Raw genomic sequence first — 17,246 nt, forward strand, 5'->3', positions numbered from 1 at the left:
ACGAATAAGGAGTGGATTCCAATCCACTCCTCTATTTCATCCACTTCTGGAATTAATGGCGAATCAGCTTCTCGGGGTCGGCGGAACTGCCAACTGCTGGCGAAGCCGCCAATTCATCCGCTTCCGTCCACTCAATCGGTTCCAATTTGGACACCAAAGCACCCGCCAAAACCTCATCGACATGGGACACCGGAATGATCGTCAAACCGCTGGTGATATTGGCAGGAATGTCCGCCAAATCCTTTTCATTCTCTTGCGGAATGAACACGGTGGTGATGCCGCCGCGCAGGGCCGCCAGCAATTTTTCTTTCAACCCGCCGATCGCCAGCACGCGGCCACGCAAGGTGACCTCGCCAGTCATGGCGACATCGCTGCGCACAGCAACACCGGTCATGGTCGAAACCATGGCGGTGACCATGCCGACGCCGGCGGACGGACCATCTTTGGGAACCGCGCCTTCGGGCAAATGGATGTGAATATCCTTGCGGGCGAACAGGCTGGGCTTAATGCCATAGGCCGGTGCGCGGGCTTTGACGAAAGAAAGCGCGGCTTGCACCGATTCCTTCATCACATCCCCCAATTTACCGGTGGTCTTGATCTGACCTTTGCCAGCCGCCGTCACGGTTTCGATGGTCAGCAATTCGCCGCCCACTTCGGTCCATGCCAAGCCCGTCACCGCGCCGACCTGATCTTCGCGGTCAGATACGCCGTGGCGATATTTACGCACACCAGCAAATTCCGCCAGATTTTCAGACGTCACGACAACGCTGGTCGCTTTGCCTTCCAAAATCTTGCGCAGCGCCTTGCGGGCCAAACGGGCAATTTCACGTTCCAACGTCCGCACACCCGCTTCGCGGGTGTAATAACGGATCAGGTCGCGCAGCCCCTCGTCAGTCAGTTCAAACTCACCCTTTTTCAAACCATGCATTTCAATCTGCTTGGCGATCAGGTGAAGCTTGGAAATCTCAACCTTTTCATCCTCAGTATAGCCTTCCAGACGGATAATCTCCATCCGGTCCAGCAATGGCTGCGGCAGGTTCAAGCTATTGGCCGTGGTGACAAACATCACGTCCGACAGGTCAACATCGACCTCCAGATAATGGTCCTGAAATTTGTTATTTTGTTCCGGGTCCAACACTTCGAGCAGGGCCGATGCTGGGTCACCACGAAAATCTTGGCCCAATTTGTCGATTTCATCGAGCAAGATCAGCGGGTTCATCGTACCAGCCTTTTTCAGGTTGGTGACGATTTTGCCCGGCAGTGAACCAATATAGGTCCGGCGGTGGCCGCGAATTTCGCTTTCGTCGCGCACGCCGCCCAGCGACTGGCGGATAAATTCACGCCCCGTCGCCTTGGCAATGCTGCGGCCCAGCGATGTTTTCCCCACACCCGGCGGACCAACGAGGCACAGGATAGGCCCCTTCAGCTTGTTGGTGCGGGCCTGCACGGCCAGATATTCGATGATCCGGTCTTTGACCTTTTCCAACGCATAATGGTCGCCGTCGAGCACCGCCTGCGCTTTGGCAATGTCCTTTTTGAGCTTGGATTTCTTACCCCAAGGCAGGCCGGTCAGCACGTCCAAATAGTTGCGCACCACCGTCGCTTCAGCGGACATGGGGGCCATCGCACGCAGCTTTTTCATTTCCGCGTCGGCCTTGGCTTTGGCTTCGGCGGGCAATTTCAGCTTGTCGATTTTGGCTTGCAGTTCCGTCAGCTCGTCGCCGCCATCCCCATGGTCATTGCCCAATTCGCGCTGAATGGCTTTCAACTGCTCATTCAAATAATATTCGCGCTGGCTCTTTTCCATCTGGCGCTTCACGCGGCCACGGATCTTCTTTTCGACCTGCAATACGCCCAATTCGCCTTCCATGAAGGCGAACACCATTTCCAAACGCTTGGATGGTTCGCTTTCCACCAGCAAGGCTTGGCGATCGGCGACTTTGATGTTCAAATTGCCAGCCACGCTGTCGGCCAAACGTGATGGGTCGGTCAATTCCGCCAATTGCGTCGCCGCATCCGCCGGCATTTTCTTGTTCAACTTGGTATAGGATTCAAATTGATCCATAACCGAGCGCATCAAAGCAGCCGTATCTTTGCTGTCGTCCGCAACATCTTCTAAAATTTCGACGTCCGCGATCACCGCTTTTTCTTGCGAAGCCAAAGATTTCAGCTTCGCACGGCGCTTGCCTTCCACCAACACCCGCACGGTGCCATCGGGCAGTTTCAGCAATTGCAAAACGGTGGCGACAACGCCGATATCATAAAGATCGTCGCGCGCCGGATCATCCTCACCGGGATCAAGCTGGGCGACCAGAAAAATTTCTTTGTCGCTTTCCATGGCGACTTCCAACGCCGCAACAGACCGGTCCCGCCCAACAAACAGCGGAACGATCATGTGGGGAAACACCACAATATCGCGAAGGGGAAGTAAAGGGAAAGATTGCGTCATTACGGCTCCTAGGACGGGCATCTTGCGCGATGCCTCGCCCTCTGCATTACGGATTTAAACGCTAATATGGCGCAGTTCGCCCGTTGTTCAATAACGGGACCATGCAAAAACACTTGTCCAGCGCACGCCGATGGCGCGCAGCGACCGTCAGAACGGCAGCTTAAATCCAGGAGGAAGCGGTAAGCTGCTGGTCATGCGGCCCATTTCATCATTACTGACGACATCGGCTTTTTCGCGCGCATCATTAAATGCTGCGGCCAGCAAATCTTCCAACATCTGCTTTTCGGACATCAGCATCAGGCTGTCATCAATGCTGATGCTTTTGATACGCCCCTTGGCGCTGGCCAAAACTTTCACCAAGCCGCCGCCAGAAACGCCTTCCACCTCGACCGCGTCGAGCTTGGCCTGCGCCTCTTGCATTTGGGCCTGAACGGTTGCGGCTGCTTCCTGAGCAGCCTTCATCATATCTTCGATCGATTTCATATCTCTGCCCTATGCTGATTATTTCGGCTCTTCAAGGCTGGCACCCGGAAAAGTCTCCAAAGCCGCTTTTACCACGGGCAAATCGCGAATGCGCGCCTCATTATCCGCCAGCTTTGCCTTTTCCATATCCAACAAGCTGGACCTGCCCTGCCCCGCATCTTCGCGCACGCGCCAACGGCTCCCCGTCAGTTCAAACAAGGCCTCGCTCAATCGGCGGGGGAAATCCTGCCCCAAAGCCTCGCACGCTTCATAGCTGATCAGGCCCGCATCCAATAAAATGGGCCGCATCTGGTCATGGATCAGTCCCGCCAAGACATGCCGACCATTGGCTTCCATCAAATGATGCAATTGCGCGATGGTCAGCGGCTCGGCTCGGGCTTCTGCTGCGGGTTCGGCGGCCTGAGCAGGGGCAAAGAGCGTGTCAGACGGCACATCGCCGCCATCCTCATCATCTTCCAATTCCCCTTCTAGGCCCGCCTCACTTTCGGCGGTGGGTTCGGGTGCATCGACGGCCGCTGGTTCCTCCACGTCAACCAAAGCTGGGGCGGCCACATCTTCCACAACCTCAACCGCCGGTTCGGGTTGGTCATCCCACGGCGCAACCTCTTGCGCGAGCGGCGCAGCGGGCACCTCGGGAACAACGACGACTTCGGGAACCGGCGTCGGTGCAGGTGAAGGTGCGATTGCAACCGGTGCTGCAGCGGGCGCTACCATCGGTGCTGGAGCCGCAATCGGCGCAGAGGTCGTGGCTGGCAAGCCCGCGAAATTCGCCTGCACCAACAGCTTGGCCAGTTCGCCAGGGTCAGGCATCGCGGCGGCGTAAATGACGCGCAGCAACAGCATTTCCACATGGTCCAGCGGCTGGTTGGCGCGCAGAACCTCTTCATGCCCCGTCAACAGCAATTGCCACAAGCGGTTCAGCGGCGCAAAGCCCATCGCCTGCGCCCACGCCAATATGCGTTCGCGGTCGTCTGCAGCCAAGGCTGGGTCATCAAAGCGCGACAATTTCGCCAGCGTTACCTTATGCACCAAATCCATCAGGCCGCGCACCAAGGTAATGGGTTCAATGCCCAGCGCATATTGCACCCGCACCAAATCAATCGCCGCGCCCGCATCGCCTTCCAATATTTGCGCCAGCAAATTGGCGGTCACGCTGCGGTCGGACAGGCCCAGCATATGCCGCACTTGATCGGCGCTGACAGTGCCGCCGCCATCCAAATCGGCATGGGCAATGGCTTGGTCCAAAATCGACAAGCCATCGCGCACCGACCCTTCGGCCGCATGGGCAATCAGCCATGTCGCGGCATCTTCGGCGCTAACCTGTTCCTTGGCCAAAATTTGCGTAAAATGGTCGAACAACATGTCGGGCGTAATGCGGCGCAAATCGAAACGCTGACACCGCGACAAGACCGTCACTGGCACCTTGTTCACTTCGGTGGTGGCGAACAAGAATTTGACGTGCGGCGGCGGCTCTTCCAGCGTTTTGAGCAGCGCATTAAACGCGTTGCGCGTCAACATATGCACTTCGTCGATTATATAGATTTTATAGCGCGCCGACACAGCCGCATAGCGCACCGCCTCAATAATCTCGCGCACATCGTCGACGCCGGTATTGGACGCGGCGTCCATCTCGATCACGTCAATATGCCGCCCTTCGGTGATCGCACGGCACGGTTCGCACAGCCCGCACGGATCAATCGTCGGCCCGCCTTGCCCGTCTGGGCCAATGCAATTCAGTGCCTTGGCAATCAAACGCGCCGTCGATGTTTTCCCGACCCCGCGCACGCCCGTCATCAAAAAGGCATGGGCCAAGCGATCACGCGCAATGGCGTTGCCCAGCGTACGCACCATCGCGTCTTGGCCAATCAATTCGGCAAAGGTTTGCGGGCGATATTTGCGGGCCAATACGCGATAGGGACCGGATGACGCACCCGCCAAATTCGGGGCCTGCGGCTGTGCTGGCTCGTCAAGCCCCAGCGCGTTCATCGGCATATCATCTGAAACGGAATCATTCATACCGCCCTGTGTAAGGGCCGCAGCCCCGCTTGTCGAAGGGGATTTCTGCCCGCCCCACGGCAAAAGCGGCCATGGCTTTGTCCTGCGCGGCAACGCGCTAAACCGAGCGCCCATCACCGCGCAGTTTCGACATTTATTTTAGGAAATAAACCAGCGCCTATGACTGGACCCGTTGCATCATGGCCGCGCGCCGCGCTGGACCATATTTCAAACTGGGGTGGGAGCCGGAACGACCCGTAGCGAATTCGTTACGGCTGCTTCCTTCCGGACCTGACCGGGTTGGCGAAGACTACGTCCGCCCGACTCCCAAGGCGCATATGGCGGGGGATCGGCGACATTGCAAGCGCCGCCCGAAAAATTGTTGCGGCGCGGATATTTGAAATATTGACGCGATTTCAGCGGCCAAGCTGCATATTCCGGCTTTCAGTCGGAATTTTCACCACCAAGCCGTCCAATTCCTCGGTCAAGACAATCTGGCAGGCCAAGCGGCTGGTCCGCCGCACCCCAGCCGCCAAGTCCAGCATATCTTCTTCCATATCGCTAGCGCTCGGCAAGCGATCGAAATATTCTTTGTCCACGATAACATGACAGGTCGAACAGGCCATTTGCCCTTCGCACGTCCCCTCCAATGGCATCAGCGCCATTTGCGCGACGGTCAGCAGATTATCGCCCACCGCGGCTTCCACTTGGGTTTCGCCGTCGCCGTCGGCATGGACAAAGGTTATGCGCATCAATTCACCCCCTGCAACTGCGCCGCCTGCCGGATCGCGTCCAACGCCGCCCGCAATTCCGCTTCCTTGGTGTAACGGCCCCAACCCAATCGAATGGAGGACCGCGCCTCTGTCTCGCTCATTCCCATGGCGCGCAGCACATGGCTGACCTTACCCGACCCGCTGCCACACGCGCTGCCCAGCGAAAAGGCGATATTGCGCGCATCAGACATCAAGCGCAAACCATTCACCCCATCGCGGCGGATATTCATATTCCCGCGATAGCGATGGTCCTGCGAGCCATTGATCGTCCATTCCGGCAAGATGGCCCGCGCCACATGCCACAAATGATCGACATGCGCTGCGTCAGCGTCAAAATTTTGGGCCGCCAAGGCCGCCGCCGCGCCAAATCCGGAACAGAGCATCGGCGATACCGTGCCCGACCGCATCCCTTGTTCCTGCGCGCCGCCCAGCATCAAGGGCGGCAAATCCACGCCGTCCCGCACCCACAAGGCCCCAATACCCTTGGGTCCATGAATTTTATGGGCCGAAATCGCTACCATATCCGCGCCATCCGGAATGGCGACACGGCCATAGCCTTGCACCGCATCACATAGTAGCAAGCTGTTCTTGGCATGGGCTGCATCGGCAAAATCCTGCACCGGCTGAATGGTGCCAACCTCATTGTTCACTAGCATCATGGCGACCACGCCATTTTCGGGGATCAAGGCGTCATCCACCGCCAAGCCCACGCCCTTGGCATCCACCGGCAAAATCGACGCCTGCAATTTTTCCAGACATTGCAAGGTCGCGGCATGTTCAATCGCCAATCCGGCGACGCCGCCCGAATATTCGCGCGTCGCACAAAATAGCGCCCAATTCAGCGCCTCTGTCGCGCCCGATGTGAAATAAACGCGGCCATTGGCGGGCAATAGCGCCGCCACCTGATCCCGCGCCACCTCGACCGCTGCCGCGGCTGCGCGGCCTGCGCGGTGGGTGCTGGCAGGATTGGCAAAGGCGGGCACATCGTCCGCCGTGCCCATCCATTTGAGCATGGCGTCTTTGGCTTCGGGGGCCAGCGGCGTTGTCGCTTGATAATCAAGATAGATCATGACCTTCTCATCTGCCTTGTTATCCCCCCCCTGTCGAGAGCGGAGGAATGCTGACATCGTAATTCTCATCTAGCGAAGCACAGAATAAGTAATTATTGAGAATGATTCGCAAAATTTGCATTTTCCCTGCGCATTCGCATATAGGCAGCACAGACATTTTCTATCCGCCAGTCGGCACCATCCCCACCAAGGACGGCGACGACCAAGCGGCCCCCACCTTATTTGCGAAGGTCCCAGATGCCCGACGTCATTTTCCCCGGCCCCGAAGGCCGTATCGAAGGCCGCTTCTCTCCCCCACCGCGCCCCCGCGCGCCGGTTGCGCTGATTCTTCACCCCCACCCACAGGGCGGCGGCACGATGAATGACCGTATCACACAGGCCATGTACAAAAGCTTTGTGGCACGTGGTTTTGCCGTATTGCGCTTTAACTTTCGCGGCGTCGGGCGCAGCCAAGGCACGTTCGACAATGGCATTGGCGAATTGTCCGATGCCGCATCGGCGCTTGATTGGGTGCAAAGCATCCACCCCGAAGCCCAAACCACATGGGTCGCTGGCTTCAGCTTTGGTGCATGGATCGCCATGCAATTGCTAATGCGCCGTCCCGAAATTCGCGGCTTCATCTCGGTGGCTCCGCCCGCCAACATGTATGATTTCAGCTTCCTTGCCCCTTGCCCTTCATCGGGCATTTTGGTGGCTGGCGGCGGCGACGAAATCGTCCCGCCCAGCGCCGTGCAAAAGCTGGTCGACAAATTGCGCACGCAAAAGGGCATCACCATCGAACATGATGAAATTCCCCGCGCCAACCATTTCTTTGAACATGAACTCGATCAATTGATGGGCAGCGTGAACAAATATCTGGACATGCGCTTGGCGCCAGATTGCCCGATCCGCTAAGGTCGGCCATCACAAACAAACGGAAAAAGGGCTGCTTCGGCGGCCCTTTTTCATGGGCTGCCGCACGCCCCCATCAGGGGTTAACCGGCACCATCCATATGGCAACATTGGCAAATAGCACCAAGGCCGCAATCAACATCAACAGGCCGTGCTTGCGATCCCCGCGCCGAAACACCATCACGGACCCAATCAACAAAGCAATGGCCCCCAGCATGGCGATTGATAATAATGTGTCACCCATGGCCCATGCTGCTAATCCAATCCATCCTAACCGTAAAGCAGCGGACGAATAAAAAGCGGCTCTGCTTATGGCCTTTTCGGGGGTGATCGACTAAAGCGCCCCGCATTGATTCCCTTCACCCTTGCGGGAGGCGCCCGATGCGCATCGCCATAGCATCCGACCATGCAGCCATTGACCTGAAATCCACGCTGGTGGAATATTTGACGGGTCTGGGCCATGACGTTCAAGATCTGGGGCCAAACAGCCCCGACAGCGTTGATTATCCCGACTATGGTTACAAGCTGGCCAATGCGATTGCCGACGGTTCGGCGGATCGCGGCGTGGCGCTATGCGGTTCCGGCATCGGCATCAGCATTGCGGTGAATCGCAACAGCGCTTGCCGCTGCGCGCTGGTGGGCGAACCTTTGTCAGCCAAACTCAGCCGTGAACATAATGACGCCAATGTCATTGCCATGGGCGCACGCCTGACCGGTGTTGATATGGCCAAGGCTTGCCTCGACGCCTTTTTAACCACCGAATTTGGCGGTGACCGGCATGCTCGCCGCGTTGCCAAGCTTTCCACCCCCGCCTGATTGAAACAGGGAGAATAGCCGATGACCACCGATACTCACACCCCCATCCGCTCGGCAGGATTTTTCTCCGAAGGCGTGGGCGTAACCGACCCCGCCGTGGCCGCTGCAATGGCCAAGGAAATGGAACGCGAACAATATCAAATTGAATTGATCGCGTCGGAAAATATCGTCAGCCAAGCGGTGCTGGATGCACAAGGCAGCGTGTTCACCAACAAATATGCCGAAGGCTATCCCGGTCGTCGCTATTACCAAGGCTGCGGCCCTTCGGACGAAGTTGAACAACTCGCCATCGACCGTGCGAAGCAGCTGTTCAACGCTGGTTATATCAACGTTCAGCCCCACTCCGGCGCACAAGCCAATGGCGCTGTCATGCTGGCGCTCACCAAGCCCGGCGACACCATTTTGGGCATGAGCTTGGATGCCGGCGGCCATTTGACGCATGGCGCCAAGCCAGCCCTGTCGGGCAAATGGTATAACGCCGTGCAATATGGCGTGCGCTCTGACGATCATTTGGTCGATTTCGACCAAGTCGAAGCCTTGGCCAAAGAACATAAGCCAAAGCTGATCATCGCAGGTGGCTCGGCCTATCCGCGCACCCTCGACTTCGCTCGCTTCCGCGCGATCGCTGACGAAGTTGGCGCATTGCTGATGGTCGATATGGCGCACTTCGCCGGCTTGGTCGCTGGCGGCGCGCATATTTCGCCCATGGAATTTGCCGATGTTGTCACCACCACCACCCACAAGACCCTGCGCGGTCCACGCGGCGGCATGGTGCTGACCAACAACGAAGATATCGCCAAGAAAATCAACTCGGCGGTCTTCCCTGGCCTGCAAGGCGGCCCCCTGATGCACGTCATTGCGGCCAAGGCTGTTGCCTTTGGCGAAGCGCTGCGCCCTGAATTTAAGGATTATGCCAAGGCGACCATCGCCAACGCCCAAGCCTTGGCTGGCCGTTTGAAGGCTCGCGGCGCGGACATCGTGGCTGGCGGCACCGACACGCACCTCGCCCTCGTCGACCTGCGCCCCTTGGGCATCACGGGCCGCGACGCCGACGAAGCATTGGAACGCAGCGCCATCACCTGCAACAAAAACGGCATCCCCTTCGATCCCCTGCCCCCAATCAAGACCAGCGGCATCCGCGTTGGTTCGCCAGCGGGCACGACCCGCGGCTTCGGCGTTGCGGAATTCGAAGAAATTGGCGATATGGTTGCTGATGTTCTGGACGCGCTGCGCGAAAAGAGCGAACATGGCGATGCAGCGGTGGAAGCCGATGTGCGCACTCGTGTTCGTGCCTTGTGCGAACGCTTCCCCATTTATCAGGGATAATCAATCAATGGCCCGCCCCAACCCCGAAGAACCCACTTTGTTCGAACTTTCTGTCGAAGAAGCCAAGGCGATCGGGCGTCAGGGGCTGGCCCATCCATCGACCAAACCCGTCATCACGGGCGGTATCGTTGGCGGCGTGGCCGCCGCGATATTGCCCGTTGTGACATGGCCAATTGGTTTGGCGGCTGGGGCAGTTTTCGCCCTTGTGATGCGGGTCAAGCGTTAAGCCGATGCGCTGCCCCTATTGCGGACATGAAGACAGCCAAGTCAAGGACAGCCGCCCGACCGAAGACGCGGCCGCCATTCGCCGCCGCCGCCAATGCGAGGCCTGCGGGGCGCGCTTCACAACCTTTGAACGCATCCAATTGCGCGAAGTCACCATCACCAAGGCCGACGGTCGGCGCGAGGCTTTTGACCGCGACAAATTGATGCGCAGCGTCAAAATCGCCTGCCGCAAACGCCCCATTGATGAAAACCGCATCGAACGGCTGGTGTCGGGCATCCAGCGCCAATTGGAAACATCGGGCGAAAGCGAAGCCGCCGCCCATCAAATTGGCGGCATGGTGATGGAGGCGCTGAAGGGCGTCGACAATGTCGCCTATATCCGCTTTGCCAGTGTGTACCGTGACTTCACCGAAGCGCGTGATTTCGAAGAATTTGCGTCGACCATCGCCGCAGCCGTCCAGAAAAAGCCTTAAATCCTTTTATGACCGACCATCCATCCCCCGCGCCGTCCGCCCTATCGGCGGATTTGGCACCGCCCCCCGTGATTGTGTTGGTGCGCCCGCAATTGGGCGAGAATATCGGCAAAGCCGCCCGCGCCATGCTGAATTTCGGCCTGACGGACATGCGCCTCGTCGCCCCGCGTGACGGCTGGCCCAACCCCGACGCTGGCCCCGCCGCCGCGGGTGCCGACATCGTGCTGGGCAATGCGCAAGTGTATGAAACGCTGGCCGATGCGGTGGCCGATTGTACGCACATTTATGCCACCACAGTGCGCAAGCGCGGCGTTACCAAGCCCGTACTGACCCCCGAAGCCGCCGCCAAGCAAGTTCATGCCACCGCAGGCCGTTCGGCCTATGTATTTGGCGCAGAACGATCAGGCTTGGACACAGACGATGTCGCCTTGGCGCACAGCATCATCACCGTGCCGATCAATCCGGATTTCAGCTCGCTGAATTTGGCACAAGCGGTGATTTTGCTCAGCTATGAATGGTCCAAGGGCCGCGAACTGGCCAGCCCGCCACAAGTGCCGCTGGACCCGCCATCCTCGCACGAAGAATTGGAAGAATTTATCCAGCATTTGGTGCGCGAGCTGGAACCGAAAAATTATTTTCACCCCGTCGCCCGATCGGTCGCGACCATGCGTACATTGCGCACCGCGTTGACCAAAACCGGATGGTCCAGCAATGATGTGAAGATGATGCATGGCATTGTCGCCGCGTTGACCAAACCGCCCCGCCGCACCAGCCGTTAAAGATCGGTTATGCCCGTACCATAAGGTGAGGGTGTCATTCCGTCCGCGTGGCTCTAGACCCGCGTAGCGTCCCAACGCCCCAATTCATAAGCGATGGATTGTTCCACCAATTCATTCCACACGGCGCTGATACGCTGGGCATCCAAACCCAAGACTGCGGCTTCGCGGGCTACATTATCAATGACTTGGGTTTTGCGCGCTTCGTCCCGCACGGCATCACGGTGGGGTTTGATCCGCGCAGCAGCATCCATATACCCAAAACGGCGCACCAACAGCGCCACCAATTCTTTATCTACCTGATCCACGCCGGCGCGCACATCGAGCATGGTTTCACAATCTTGGGGAAGCTTCGCTTGGGTCATATGCGCCCCTTAGCGATGCCGCGCCGCGCTGTCGAGCAATGGCACGCCGTATCAGACGTAAATATTCCGCCAAAGGGTGCAAAATCATCCAAAACTTGACTCCCCTGCGCCTTTTGGATAATCGCGCGCCTTCGCAATGGACCCCGCATCCCGGTGAAGCGGCGGTCGCATAGGGCAGGTTTTCCTTGCCCCTATGGTGCGACCCGGGAAAATAGGCCGAATTTTTCGGCACAGCATATTGGAGACTAATATGTCTAAGCGTCAAAGCGCTAAGTACAAACTCGACCGCCGGATGGGTGAAAACATCTGGGGTCGTCCTAAGAGCCCGGTAAACCGCCGTGAATATGGCCCCGGCCAGCACGGTCAGCGTCGCAAGAGCAAAGTGTCGGATTACGGCATTCAGCTGCGTGCGAAGCAAAAGCTGAAGGGCTATTACGGCGACATCACGGAAAAGCAGTTCAAAAAGAACTATTTTGAAGCCACCCGCATCAAGGGTGACACCGGTCAAAACCTCATTGGTCTCCTCGAGCGTCGTTTGGACGCCGTTGTTTACCGCGCAAAGTTCGCGCCGACGATCTTCTCGGCACGTCAGCTGGTCAGCCACGGTCACGTCTATGTAAACGGCGTAAAGTGCGACATCGCCAGCCGTCTTGTGAAGCCCGGTGACGAAATCACCTTGGGCAAAAAAGCACAAGAAATGGCGCTGGTTGCCGAAGCACAGACCCTGCCGGAACGCGATCTGCCGGAATATATTTCGGTTGATGGCACCAAGGTAACCTACATCCGCGTTCCGACGCTGGACGAAGTACCTTATCCGGTGAAGATGGAACCAAATCTGGTCGTCGAATTCTATTCGCGTTAATCCGTTCTTTCGGAACAGAAAAGAAAAGGCGGTTCGCATCGCGAGCCGCCTTTTTTCATGCCCCAAAGCTGCCCCATGGTTGCGGCCACCCCGGCCCAAGCAACAGCGATGTTGTTGCAGCACATTCATTTTTCGGCCGTTTATCCTAACTTAACCGTCCTTGTTGGGTTGCGCGGCGGGGCCGCTACTGGCACTATGCCTTGAAAATCCCCATCCAAATAAGGAAAGCTTATGCTTCGCAAAACCGCCGCCTCGCTGGGAATCATCGCCTTATTACTGGTCGCGGGCTGCGACGGCACCGACAGCGCAAAGACGGCACAAGCGGAACAACAAAGCATTCCTGACGTCACCATTCCCGACATCAGCTTGAAAACCATGCAAGATGTGGTGGGGAAATTGGCATCTGACGAATTTGAAGGCCGCGCCCCTGGCACGATTGGCGAGCAGAAAACCGTCAACCTGTTGATCGAGCGTTTCCGCCAAGCAGGCCTTGAACCAGGTAACAATGGCAAATGGACACAAGATGTTCCCTTGGTGGAAATCACGTCCCAAAATCATTCGCCGCTGACCTTTACGGGCGGCAAAACCCCGCTCAGTTTGAACTTCGGTTCCGACTTTGTGATCGGCAGCTACCGCGTCACACCCAAGTCCGCCGTCGCAAACAGCGATGTGGTCTTTGTGGGCTATGGCATTCATGCGCCCGAAAAGGGCTGGAATGACTATGCTGGTCTGGACGTCAAAGGCAAAACGGTTGTTATCCTGATCAACGACCCCGATTGGCAATCCAAGGAACCACGCGGGGAATTTAATGGCCGCGCCATGACCTATTATGGCCGCTGGACCTATAAGTTCGAAGAAGCCGCGCGTCAGGGCGCCGCCGCCGCTATCATCGTCCATGAAACCGAACCCGCCGCTTATGGTTGGAATGTCGTGGAAAGCGGCTGGTCCGGCACCCAATATCTGGCCGACAGCGCCAATAAGGGCGCAGACCAAACCATTGCCAATGGCTGGATGCAATTGGCCAAGGCCCAAGAATTATTCGCTTCGGCAGGGCAAGATTTTAACGCCCTCAAAGAAGCCGCCCGCAAAAAAGGCTTTAAGCCTGTTCCGCTTAGCGGCATTCAAGCCAATGTTAGCTTTGACAATAAAATTGGGCATAAAAAATCGCGCAATGTTGTGGCCGTTTTGCCGGGTGCCAAGCGCCCTGACGAATATATACTCTACACGGCCCATTGGGATCATTTGGGCAAATGCCAGCCCGTTGACGGCGACGGCATTTGCAACGGCGCGATCGACAATGCCACCGGCACAGCGGCCTTGGTCGCCTTGGCCGAAGCGCATAAAAATGCTGGCGCACCCGATCGCAGCTTGGTCTTTTTGGCCGTGACGGCCGAGGAATCTGGTCTACTTGGTTCGAAATATTATGCCGAAAACCCCGTTTTCCCATTGGCCCAAACCGTGGGCGGCGTGAATATGGACGCGCTGACCGGTGCAGGGACCGCTCGCGACGTGGTCGTCTTGGGGCGCGGCAAATCCGAACTCGAAGCCTATCTTGAAAAGGCTATTCGCACCGAAAATCGCACCATTGTGGACGACCCCAACCCCGAAAAGGGTTTTTATTATCGCAGCGACCATTTCAGCTTTGCCAAGCTGGGCGTACCGATGATCTATTTCGACAGCGGCGAAAATCTGGTGGACGGCGGCGTTGCGGCTGGCAAGGCATGGGCCGAAGAATATACCGCCCGCCATTATCACGCACCATCCGACGATATGAAAGCCATTGTCAGCTGGGACGGCATGATGGCCGACTTGCGCCTCTATTATGCCGTGGGCCGCATGTTGGCGATGACGTCCGCATGGCCCAATTGGCTGCAAGGCGATGAATTCCGCAAAGCCCGCGACGATAGCCGCGCTGCGCCCCCAGTGGCTGCATCCGGCCCTGCGTCCAGCGCCAAGTCCCAATAATCCGCGCAAGCAAGAGGATCAAATGACCGTAAAAATGCCCGCCGAATGGGCCATGCACAGCGCCGTTTGGATTGGCTTTCCCCATATGGCCGACGAATGGTCCGGCCATATTGACGCCGCGCGCCGTGACATTGCCGCCTTTGCCAACGCCGTTTACGACAATGGTAAAGGCGAAGAGGTACGCCTTGTCGCCAATGACGCCGATCAGGCCGCCTTGGCTGCATCCTTGGTGGATGACGGCGTCACCATCATCACCCACCCAATTGGTGATATTTGGCTGCGTGACACCGGCCCAATTATCGCTGGGACGGGGGCCGCGCGGCGGGCACAAAATTTCCGCTTCAACTGGTGGGGTGAAAAATTCATCATGCCGGGTGATCTGGAAATTGGCGGTATTTTAGCCGAAACAACTGGCCTGCCCGTCGATCACCATGACTTGATTTTGGAAGGCGGCGGCATTGACGTGGATGGCACCGGCCTGTGCGTTACCACCGAAGAATGTCTGCTGAACCCCAACCGCAACCCCACGCGCAGCCGCGAAGATATTGAGGCGGTGTTGAAAAACAGCTTGGGCGTGGAGCGGACCTTGTGGCTGGGCAATGGCTTGGTGGGCGACCATACCGACGGTCATGTCGACAATTTGGCCCGTTTCGTTGGCGAGAATCTGCTCGCTTTGCCGGTCGCGACGGGCGAGGACGACCCCAACGCCCATATTTACGCCGACGCCCGCGCCCGCACCTTGGCCTTTGGCGGGGTGGATATTTTCGACCTTCCTTCGCCCGGCCGCGTCGAAATTGACGGCGAATTGGTCGCCGCCAGCTATATGAATTTTTATATCGGCAACAGCGTTGTCGTCGTGCCCACTTATGGCGTGACCAATGACCAAGCCGCACTAGACGCGCTGGCCAAAGCTTTTCCGGATCGCCGCATCATTGGCGTGCCAGCCTTGGGCATCATCGCTGGTGGTGGCAGCTTCCACTGTTCCAGCCAACAGCTTCCCGCATAAGGTTTTGCCATGACGAACCGCCAAATCACCGTCGCCGCTTTGCAGCTTGCCCTGCCCGGCCCCGTGGCCCCGAATATCGAGGCCGTGACCGAATTGGTCGAGCAAGCCGCCACCAAGGGCGCGCAGATCATCTTGCCGCCCGAACTGTTCGAAGGCCCCTATTTCTGTCAGGTCGAAGAAGAAGAACTGTTCGCCAACGCCCACCCGACCACCAGCCACCCCAGCGTATTGGCGATGCAAAATCTGGCCAAAAAGCTGAACGTCGCCATCCCGACCAGCTTTTTTGAACGCGACGGCCACCATTATTACAACACGCTGGCGATGATCGGCCCCGACGGCCAGATTATGGGCCAATATCGCAAAAGCCATATTCCCGATGGCCCGGGCTATGAGGAAAAATATTATTTCCGGCCCGGCAACACAGGGTTCAAAGTGTGGGATGTTTTTGGCACCCGCATTGGCGTGGGTGTGTGCTGGGACCAATGGTATCCCGAATGCGCGCGGGCGATGGCATTGATGGGCGCCGAAGTCTTATTTTATCCCACCGCCATCGGCTCCGAACCTTATGACCAAGATTTGGACACCAGCCGCATGTGGACGCGCGCCATGCAAGGCCATGCTGTATCCAATTGCATGCCGGTCATCGCCGCCAACCGCATTGGCCATGAAGGCGATGCCCATTTCTATGGTCACAGTTTCATCAGCGATGAATGGGGCGATTTAACGCAAATATTTGGCGCAGAGGAAACCGGTGTATTGGTTCAGACATTGGACTTGGACCGCGCCGCCAAACACCGTGCAGGCATGGGCTTTTTCCGTGATCGCCGTCCCCATCTTTATGGCCGCTTGACCGAGGATATCTAATCCAATTTGGCGCTTGCCCCGATGGGGCAGCGCCGCAACCGCGGCCTGCACCACTCGTGGTGCCTATCGCTAGGCCCCTTCCTTCGGCCCGATTTCCAACAAGCTGATGCTTTCCAATTGGCTATGGGCCAAGGGTTCGGTCAGCCACAAGCCACCTTGGTTGTCACGCATCCAACGCACCACGGCGGTGCGGCGTATCTTGTCTGGCATCATCAGCCCCAATGGCTTGCCCACTTCCAATTGGCCGTGAAAAATAAAGCCCACGCCGCTTTGCGACAGATTGACCAACTGAATTTGATGCGTTTCGCCATCCACATATAATTCGGCACGATGATCAAAGGGCAAACGTGGCTGACGATAGCCATTTTCGCGTTGCTCGCTGGCCAATGATGTCAGAACATGCCCCACATCAATAGGTTGATCGAACGACACGCCGCAGCGCCCATCTTTGGCCCAGACGACCTGACCCGTCATGCGGATATTTTCCGACAAGTCGATCAGCAATGGCTCGCCAATATCAACCGCTACATCGGCGGATAGCATCATCCCATTGGTCGAAATATTCCGAACGCGCCACAGGCCCAAATCATGCTCGCGGGTAATTTTGGCGATCCGCCATACCGAACGATAGCGTTCACCGCTGCGGCGCTCAGGTCCGCCGAGCGCCTTTTCATCGCTGTCATCGGCAGATCGTTGATCGCTCATCAAGGCTCCCATCCCATGGCCGTAAATCGGGGCATCCGCCCCCTTCCCCTTGCAATCTAAACGCACAGGCCCCTCAACCCGTCATCGCGTTTCGACAGCAACAGACTCTTCGTTTCTTTTGTCGCTACTCGCAAGAGAAATTCTTCAGAATAGTCACCAGTCTCGTGCCAATTTATATAATCATAGTGACATCAAACATAGA

18 protein-coding genes and 1 other RNA gene are annotated in these 17,246 nt (G+C 57.5%); 10 read left to right on the forward strand and 9 right to left on the reverse strand.

Annotation, left to right across the window (positions count from 1 at the left end; genetic code table 11):
* Positions 1-52: 52 nt before the first annotated feature.
* From lon to LKO31_RS11340, 6 genes are all read right to left on the reverse strand, one after another.
* Positions 53-2,449: an endopeptidase La gene (lon, locus tag LKO31_RS11315; RefSeq protein WP_227690675.1), complete on the reverse strand. Its 2,397-nt coding sequence runs from the start codon at positions 2,447-2,449 to the stop codon at positions 53-55.
* Between the two features lie 147 nt (positions 2,450-2,596).
* A complete protein-coding gene (locus LKO31_RS11320; RefSeq protein WP_227690676.1) occupies positions 2,597-2,932 on the reverse strand; it encodes a YbaB/EbfC family nucleoid-associated protein in 336 nt (111 codons plus the stop codon).
* An 18-nt stretch (positions 2,933-2,950) separates the two neighbouring features.
* Positions 2,951-4,918 (reverse strand): DNA polymerase III subunit gamma/tau, encoded by a 1,968-nt coding sequence (locus tag LKO31_RS11325; RefSeq protein ID WP_407699282.1) that lies wholly within the window; start codon positions 4,916-4,918, stop codon positions 2,951-2,953.
* A 243-nt stretch (positions 4,919-5,161) separates the two neighbouring features.
* Positions 5,162-5,259: signal recognition particle sRNA small type (gene ffs, locus LKO31_RS11330), an RNA gene on the reverse strand.
* 84 nt (positions 5,260-5,343) lie between these two features.
* Positions 5,344-5,682 carry a 2Fe-2S iron-sulfur cluster-binding protein gene (locus LKO31_RS11335; RefSeq protein ID WP_227690677.1) on the reverse strand — a complete coding sequence of 113 codons (339 nt, stop codon included), beginning with the start codon at positions 5,680-5,682 and terminating at the stop codon, positions 5,344-5,346.
* Positions 5,679-6,770, reverse strand: coding sequence for a cysteine desulfurase family protein (locus LKO31_RS11340; RefSeq protein ID WP_227690678.1), 1,092 nt, complete (start codon positions 6,768-6,770; stop codon positions 5,679-5,681). Before LKO31_RS11340 ends, LKO31_RS11335 begins: the two co-directional genes overlap by 4 nt.
* A 237-nt stretch (positions 6,771-7,007) precedes the next feature.
* Here LKO31_RS11340 and LKO31_RS11345 point away from each other — a divergent pair, with 237 nt between their 5' ends.
* Positions 7,008-7,664 (forward strand): alpha/beta hydrolase, encoded by a 657-nt coding sequence (locus tag LKO31_RS11345; protein ID WP_227690679.1) that lies wholly within the window; start codon positions 7,008-7,010, stop codon positions 7,662-7,664.
* A 73-nt stretch (positions 7,665-7,737) separates the two neighbouring features.
* On the opposite strand, the gene LKO31_RS11350 is transcribed toward LKO31_RS11345, so the two are convergent.
* The gene (locus LKO31_RS11350) at positions 7,738-7,905 is read right to left on the reverse strand and encodes a hypothetical protein (RefSeq protein WP_227690680.1); all 168 of its coding nucleotides are present in this window, start codon (positions 7,903-7,905) and stop codon (positions 7,738-7,740) included.
* Positions 7,906-8,042: 137 nt separating this feature from the next.
* Between LKO31_RS11350 and rpiB the strand changes: the two genes are divergently transcribed.
* From rpiB to LKO31_RS11375, 5 genes are read left to right on the forward strand one after another with little or no spacing between them, the layout of a single operon-like run.
* On the forward strand, positions 8,043-8,477 hold the full coding sequence (gene rpiB, locus LKO31_RS11355) for a ribose 5-phosphate isomerase B (RefSeq protein ID WP_227690681.1): 435 nt from the start codon (positions 8,043-8,045) through the stop codon (positions 8,475-8,477).
* A 21-nt stretch (positions 8,478-8,498) separates the two neighbouring features.
* Positions 8,499-9,803, forward strand: coding sequence for a serine hydroxymethyltransferase (glyA, locus tag LKO31_RS11360; protein WP_227690682.1), 1,305 nt, complete (start codon positions 8,499-8,501; stop codon positions 9,801-9,803).
* A 7-nt stretch (positions 9,804-9,810) separates the two neighbouring features.
* Positions 9,811-10,029 carry a hypothetical protein gene (locus LKO31_RS11365; RefSeq protein WP_227690683.1) on the forward strand — a complete coding sequence of 73 codons (219 nt, stop codon included), beginning with the start codon at positions 9,811-9,813 and terminating at the stop codon, positions 10,027-10,029.
* 4 nt (positions 10,030-10,033) lie between these two features.
* Positions 10,034-10,501, forward strand: a complete 468-nt coding sequence (gene nrdR / locus LKO31_RS11370; protein WP_227690684.1) for a transcriptional regulator NrdR — start codon at positions 10,034-10,036, stop codon at positions 10,499-10,501.
* Positions 10,502-10,509: 8 nt separating this feature from the next.
* Entirely contained in the window at positions 10,510-11,280 is a 771-nt protein-coding gene (locus LKO31_RS11375) for an RNA methyltransferase (RefSeq protein ID WP_227690685.1), read from the forward strand.
* A 53-nt stretch (positions 11,281-11,333) separates the two neighbouring features.
* On the opposite strand, the gene LKO31_RS11380 is transcribed toward LKO31_RS11375, so the two are convergent.
* Complete coding sequence (locus LKO31_RS11380; RefSeq protein ID WP_227690686.1) at positions 11,334-11,642, reverse strand: chorismate mutase; 309 nt, start codon at positions 11,640-11,642, stop codon at positions 11,334-11,336.
* A gap of 250 nt (positions 11,643-11,892) precedes the next feature.
* On the opposite strand from LKO31_RS11380, the gene rpsD reads away from it, so the two are divergent.
* The 4 genes from rpsD to aguB all read left to right on the forward strand — a co-directional run bounded on the left by rpsD (position 11,893) and on the right by aguB (position 16,339).
* Complete coding sequence (gene rpsD / locus LKO31_RS11385; protein WP_227690687.1) at positions 11,893-12,504, forward strand: 30S ribosomal protein S4; 612 nt, start codon at positions 11,893-11,895, stop codon at positions 12,502-12,504.
* Between the two features lie 231 nt (positions 12,505-12,735).
* Positions 12,736-14,469 carry a M28 family metallopeptidase gene (locus tag LKO31_RS11390; protein ID WP_227690688.1) on the forward strand — a complete coding sequence of 578 codons (1,734 nt, stop codon included), beginning with the start codon at positions 12,736-12,738 and terminating at the stop codon, positions 14,467-14,469.
* A gap of 22 nt (positions 14,470-14,491) precedes the next feature.
* The gene (locus tag LKO31_RS11395; protein WP_227690689.1) at positions 14,492-15,475 is read left to right on the forward strand and encodes an agmatine deiminase family protein; all 984 of its coding nucleotides are present in this window, start codon (positions 14,492-14,494) and stop codon (positions 15,473-15,475) included.
* A 9-nt stretch (positions 15,476-15,484) separates the two neighbouring features.
* On the forward strand, positions 15,485-16,339 hold the full coding sequence (gene aguB, locus LKO31_RS11400; protein ID WP_227690690.1) for an N-carbamoylputrescine amidase: 855 nt from the start codon (positions 15,485-15,487) through the stop codon (positions 16,337-16,339).
* Positions 16,340-16,408: 69 nt separating this feature from the next.
* Here the strand turns inward: aguB and LKO31_RS11405 are convergent, their stop codons facing one another.
* Positions 16,409-17,044, reverse strand: a complete 636-nt coding sequence (locus LKO31_RS11405; RefSeq protein ID WP_227690691.1) for a PilZ domain-containing protein — start codon at positions 17,042-17,044, stop codon at positions 16,409-16,411.
* Positions 17,045-17,246: the final 202 nt, after the last annotated feature.

This window comes from Sphingopyxis yananensis (assembly GCF_020687785.1).
Taxonomy (GTDB): domain Bacteria; phylum Pseudomonadota; class Alphaproteobacteria; order Sphingomonadales; family Sphingomonadaceae; genus Sphingopyxis; species Sphingopyxis yananensis.

What these genes read in the sequence shown, in the direction of transcription:
- lon (WP_227690675.1), bottom strand. Translation starts at nt 2,449, where the DNA reads ATGACGCAATCTTTCCCTTTACTTCCCCTTCGCGATATTGTGGTGTTT.
- LKO31_RS11320 (WP_227690676.1), bottom strand. Translation starts at nt 2,932, where the DNA reads ATGAAATCGATCGAAGATATGATGAAGGCTGCTCAGGAAGCAGCCGCA.
- LKO31_RS11325 (WP_407699282.1), bottom strand. Translation starts at nt 4,918, where the DNA reads ATGAACGCGCTGGGGCTTGACGAGCCAGCACAGCCGCAGGCCCCGAAT.
- LKO31_RS11340 (WP_227690678.1), bottom strand. Translation starts at nt 6,770, where the DNA reads ATGATCTATCTTGATTATCAAGCGACAACGCCGCTGGCCCCCGAAGCC.
- LKO31_RS11345 (WP_227690679.1), top strand. Translation starts at nt 7,008, where the DNA reads ATGCCCGACGTCATTTTCCCCGGCCCCGAAGGCCGTATCGAAGGCCGC.
- LKO31_RS11350 (WP_227690680.1), bottom strand. Translation starts at nt 7,905, where the DNA reads ATGGGTGACACATTATTATCAATCGCCATGCTGGGGGCCATTGCTTTG.
- rpiB (WP_227690681.1), top strand. Translation starts at nt 8,043, where the DNA reads ATGCGCATCGCCATAGCATCCGACCATGCAGCCATTGACCTGAAATCC.
- glyA (WP_227690682.1), top strand. Translation starts at nt 8,499, where the DNA reads ATGACCACCGATACTCACACCCCCATCCGCTCGGCAGGATTTTTCTCC.
- LKO31_RS11365 (WP_227690683.1), top strand. Translation starts at nt 9,811, where the DNA reads ATGGCCCGCCCCAACCCCGAAGAACCCACTTTGTTCGAACTTTCTGTC.
- nrdR (WP_227690684.1), top strand. Translation starts at nt 10,034, where the DNA reads ATGCGCTGCCCCTATTGCGGACATGAAGACAGCCAAGTCAAGGACAGC.
- LKO31_RS11375 (WP_227690685.1), top strand. Translation starts at nt 10,510, where the DNA reads ATGACCGACCATCCATCCCCCGCGCCGTCCGCCCTATCGGCGGATTTG.
- LKO31_RS11380 (WP_227690686.1), bottom strand. Translation starts at nt 11,642, where the DNA reads ATGACCCAAGCGAAGCTTCCCCAAGATTGTGAAACCATGCTCGATGTG.
- rpsD (WP_227690687.1), top strand. Translation starts at nt 11,893, where the DNA reads ATGTCTAAGCGTCAAAGCGCTAAGTACAAACTCGACCGCCGGATGGGT.
- LKO31_RS11390 (WP_227690688.1), top strand. Translation starts at nt 12,736, where the DNA reads ATGCTTCGCAAAACCGCCGCCTCGCTGGGAATCATCGCCTTATTACTG.
- LKO31_RS11395 (WP_227690689.1), top strand. Translation starts at nt 14,492, where the DNA reads ATGACCGTAAAAATGCCCGCCGAATGGGCCATGCACAGCGCCGTTTGG.
- aguB (WP_227690690.1), top strand. Translation starts at nt 15,485, where the DNA reads ATGACGAACCGCCAAATCACCGTCGCCGCTTTGCAGCTTGCCCTGCCC.
- LKO31_RS11405 (WP_227690691.1), bottom strand. Translation starts at nt 17,044, where the DNA reads ATGAGCGATCAACGATCTGCCGATGACAGCGATGAAAAGGCGCTCGGC.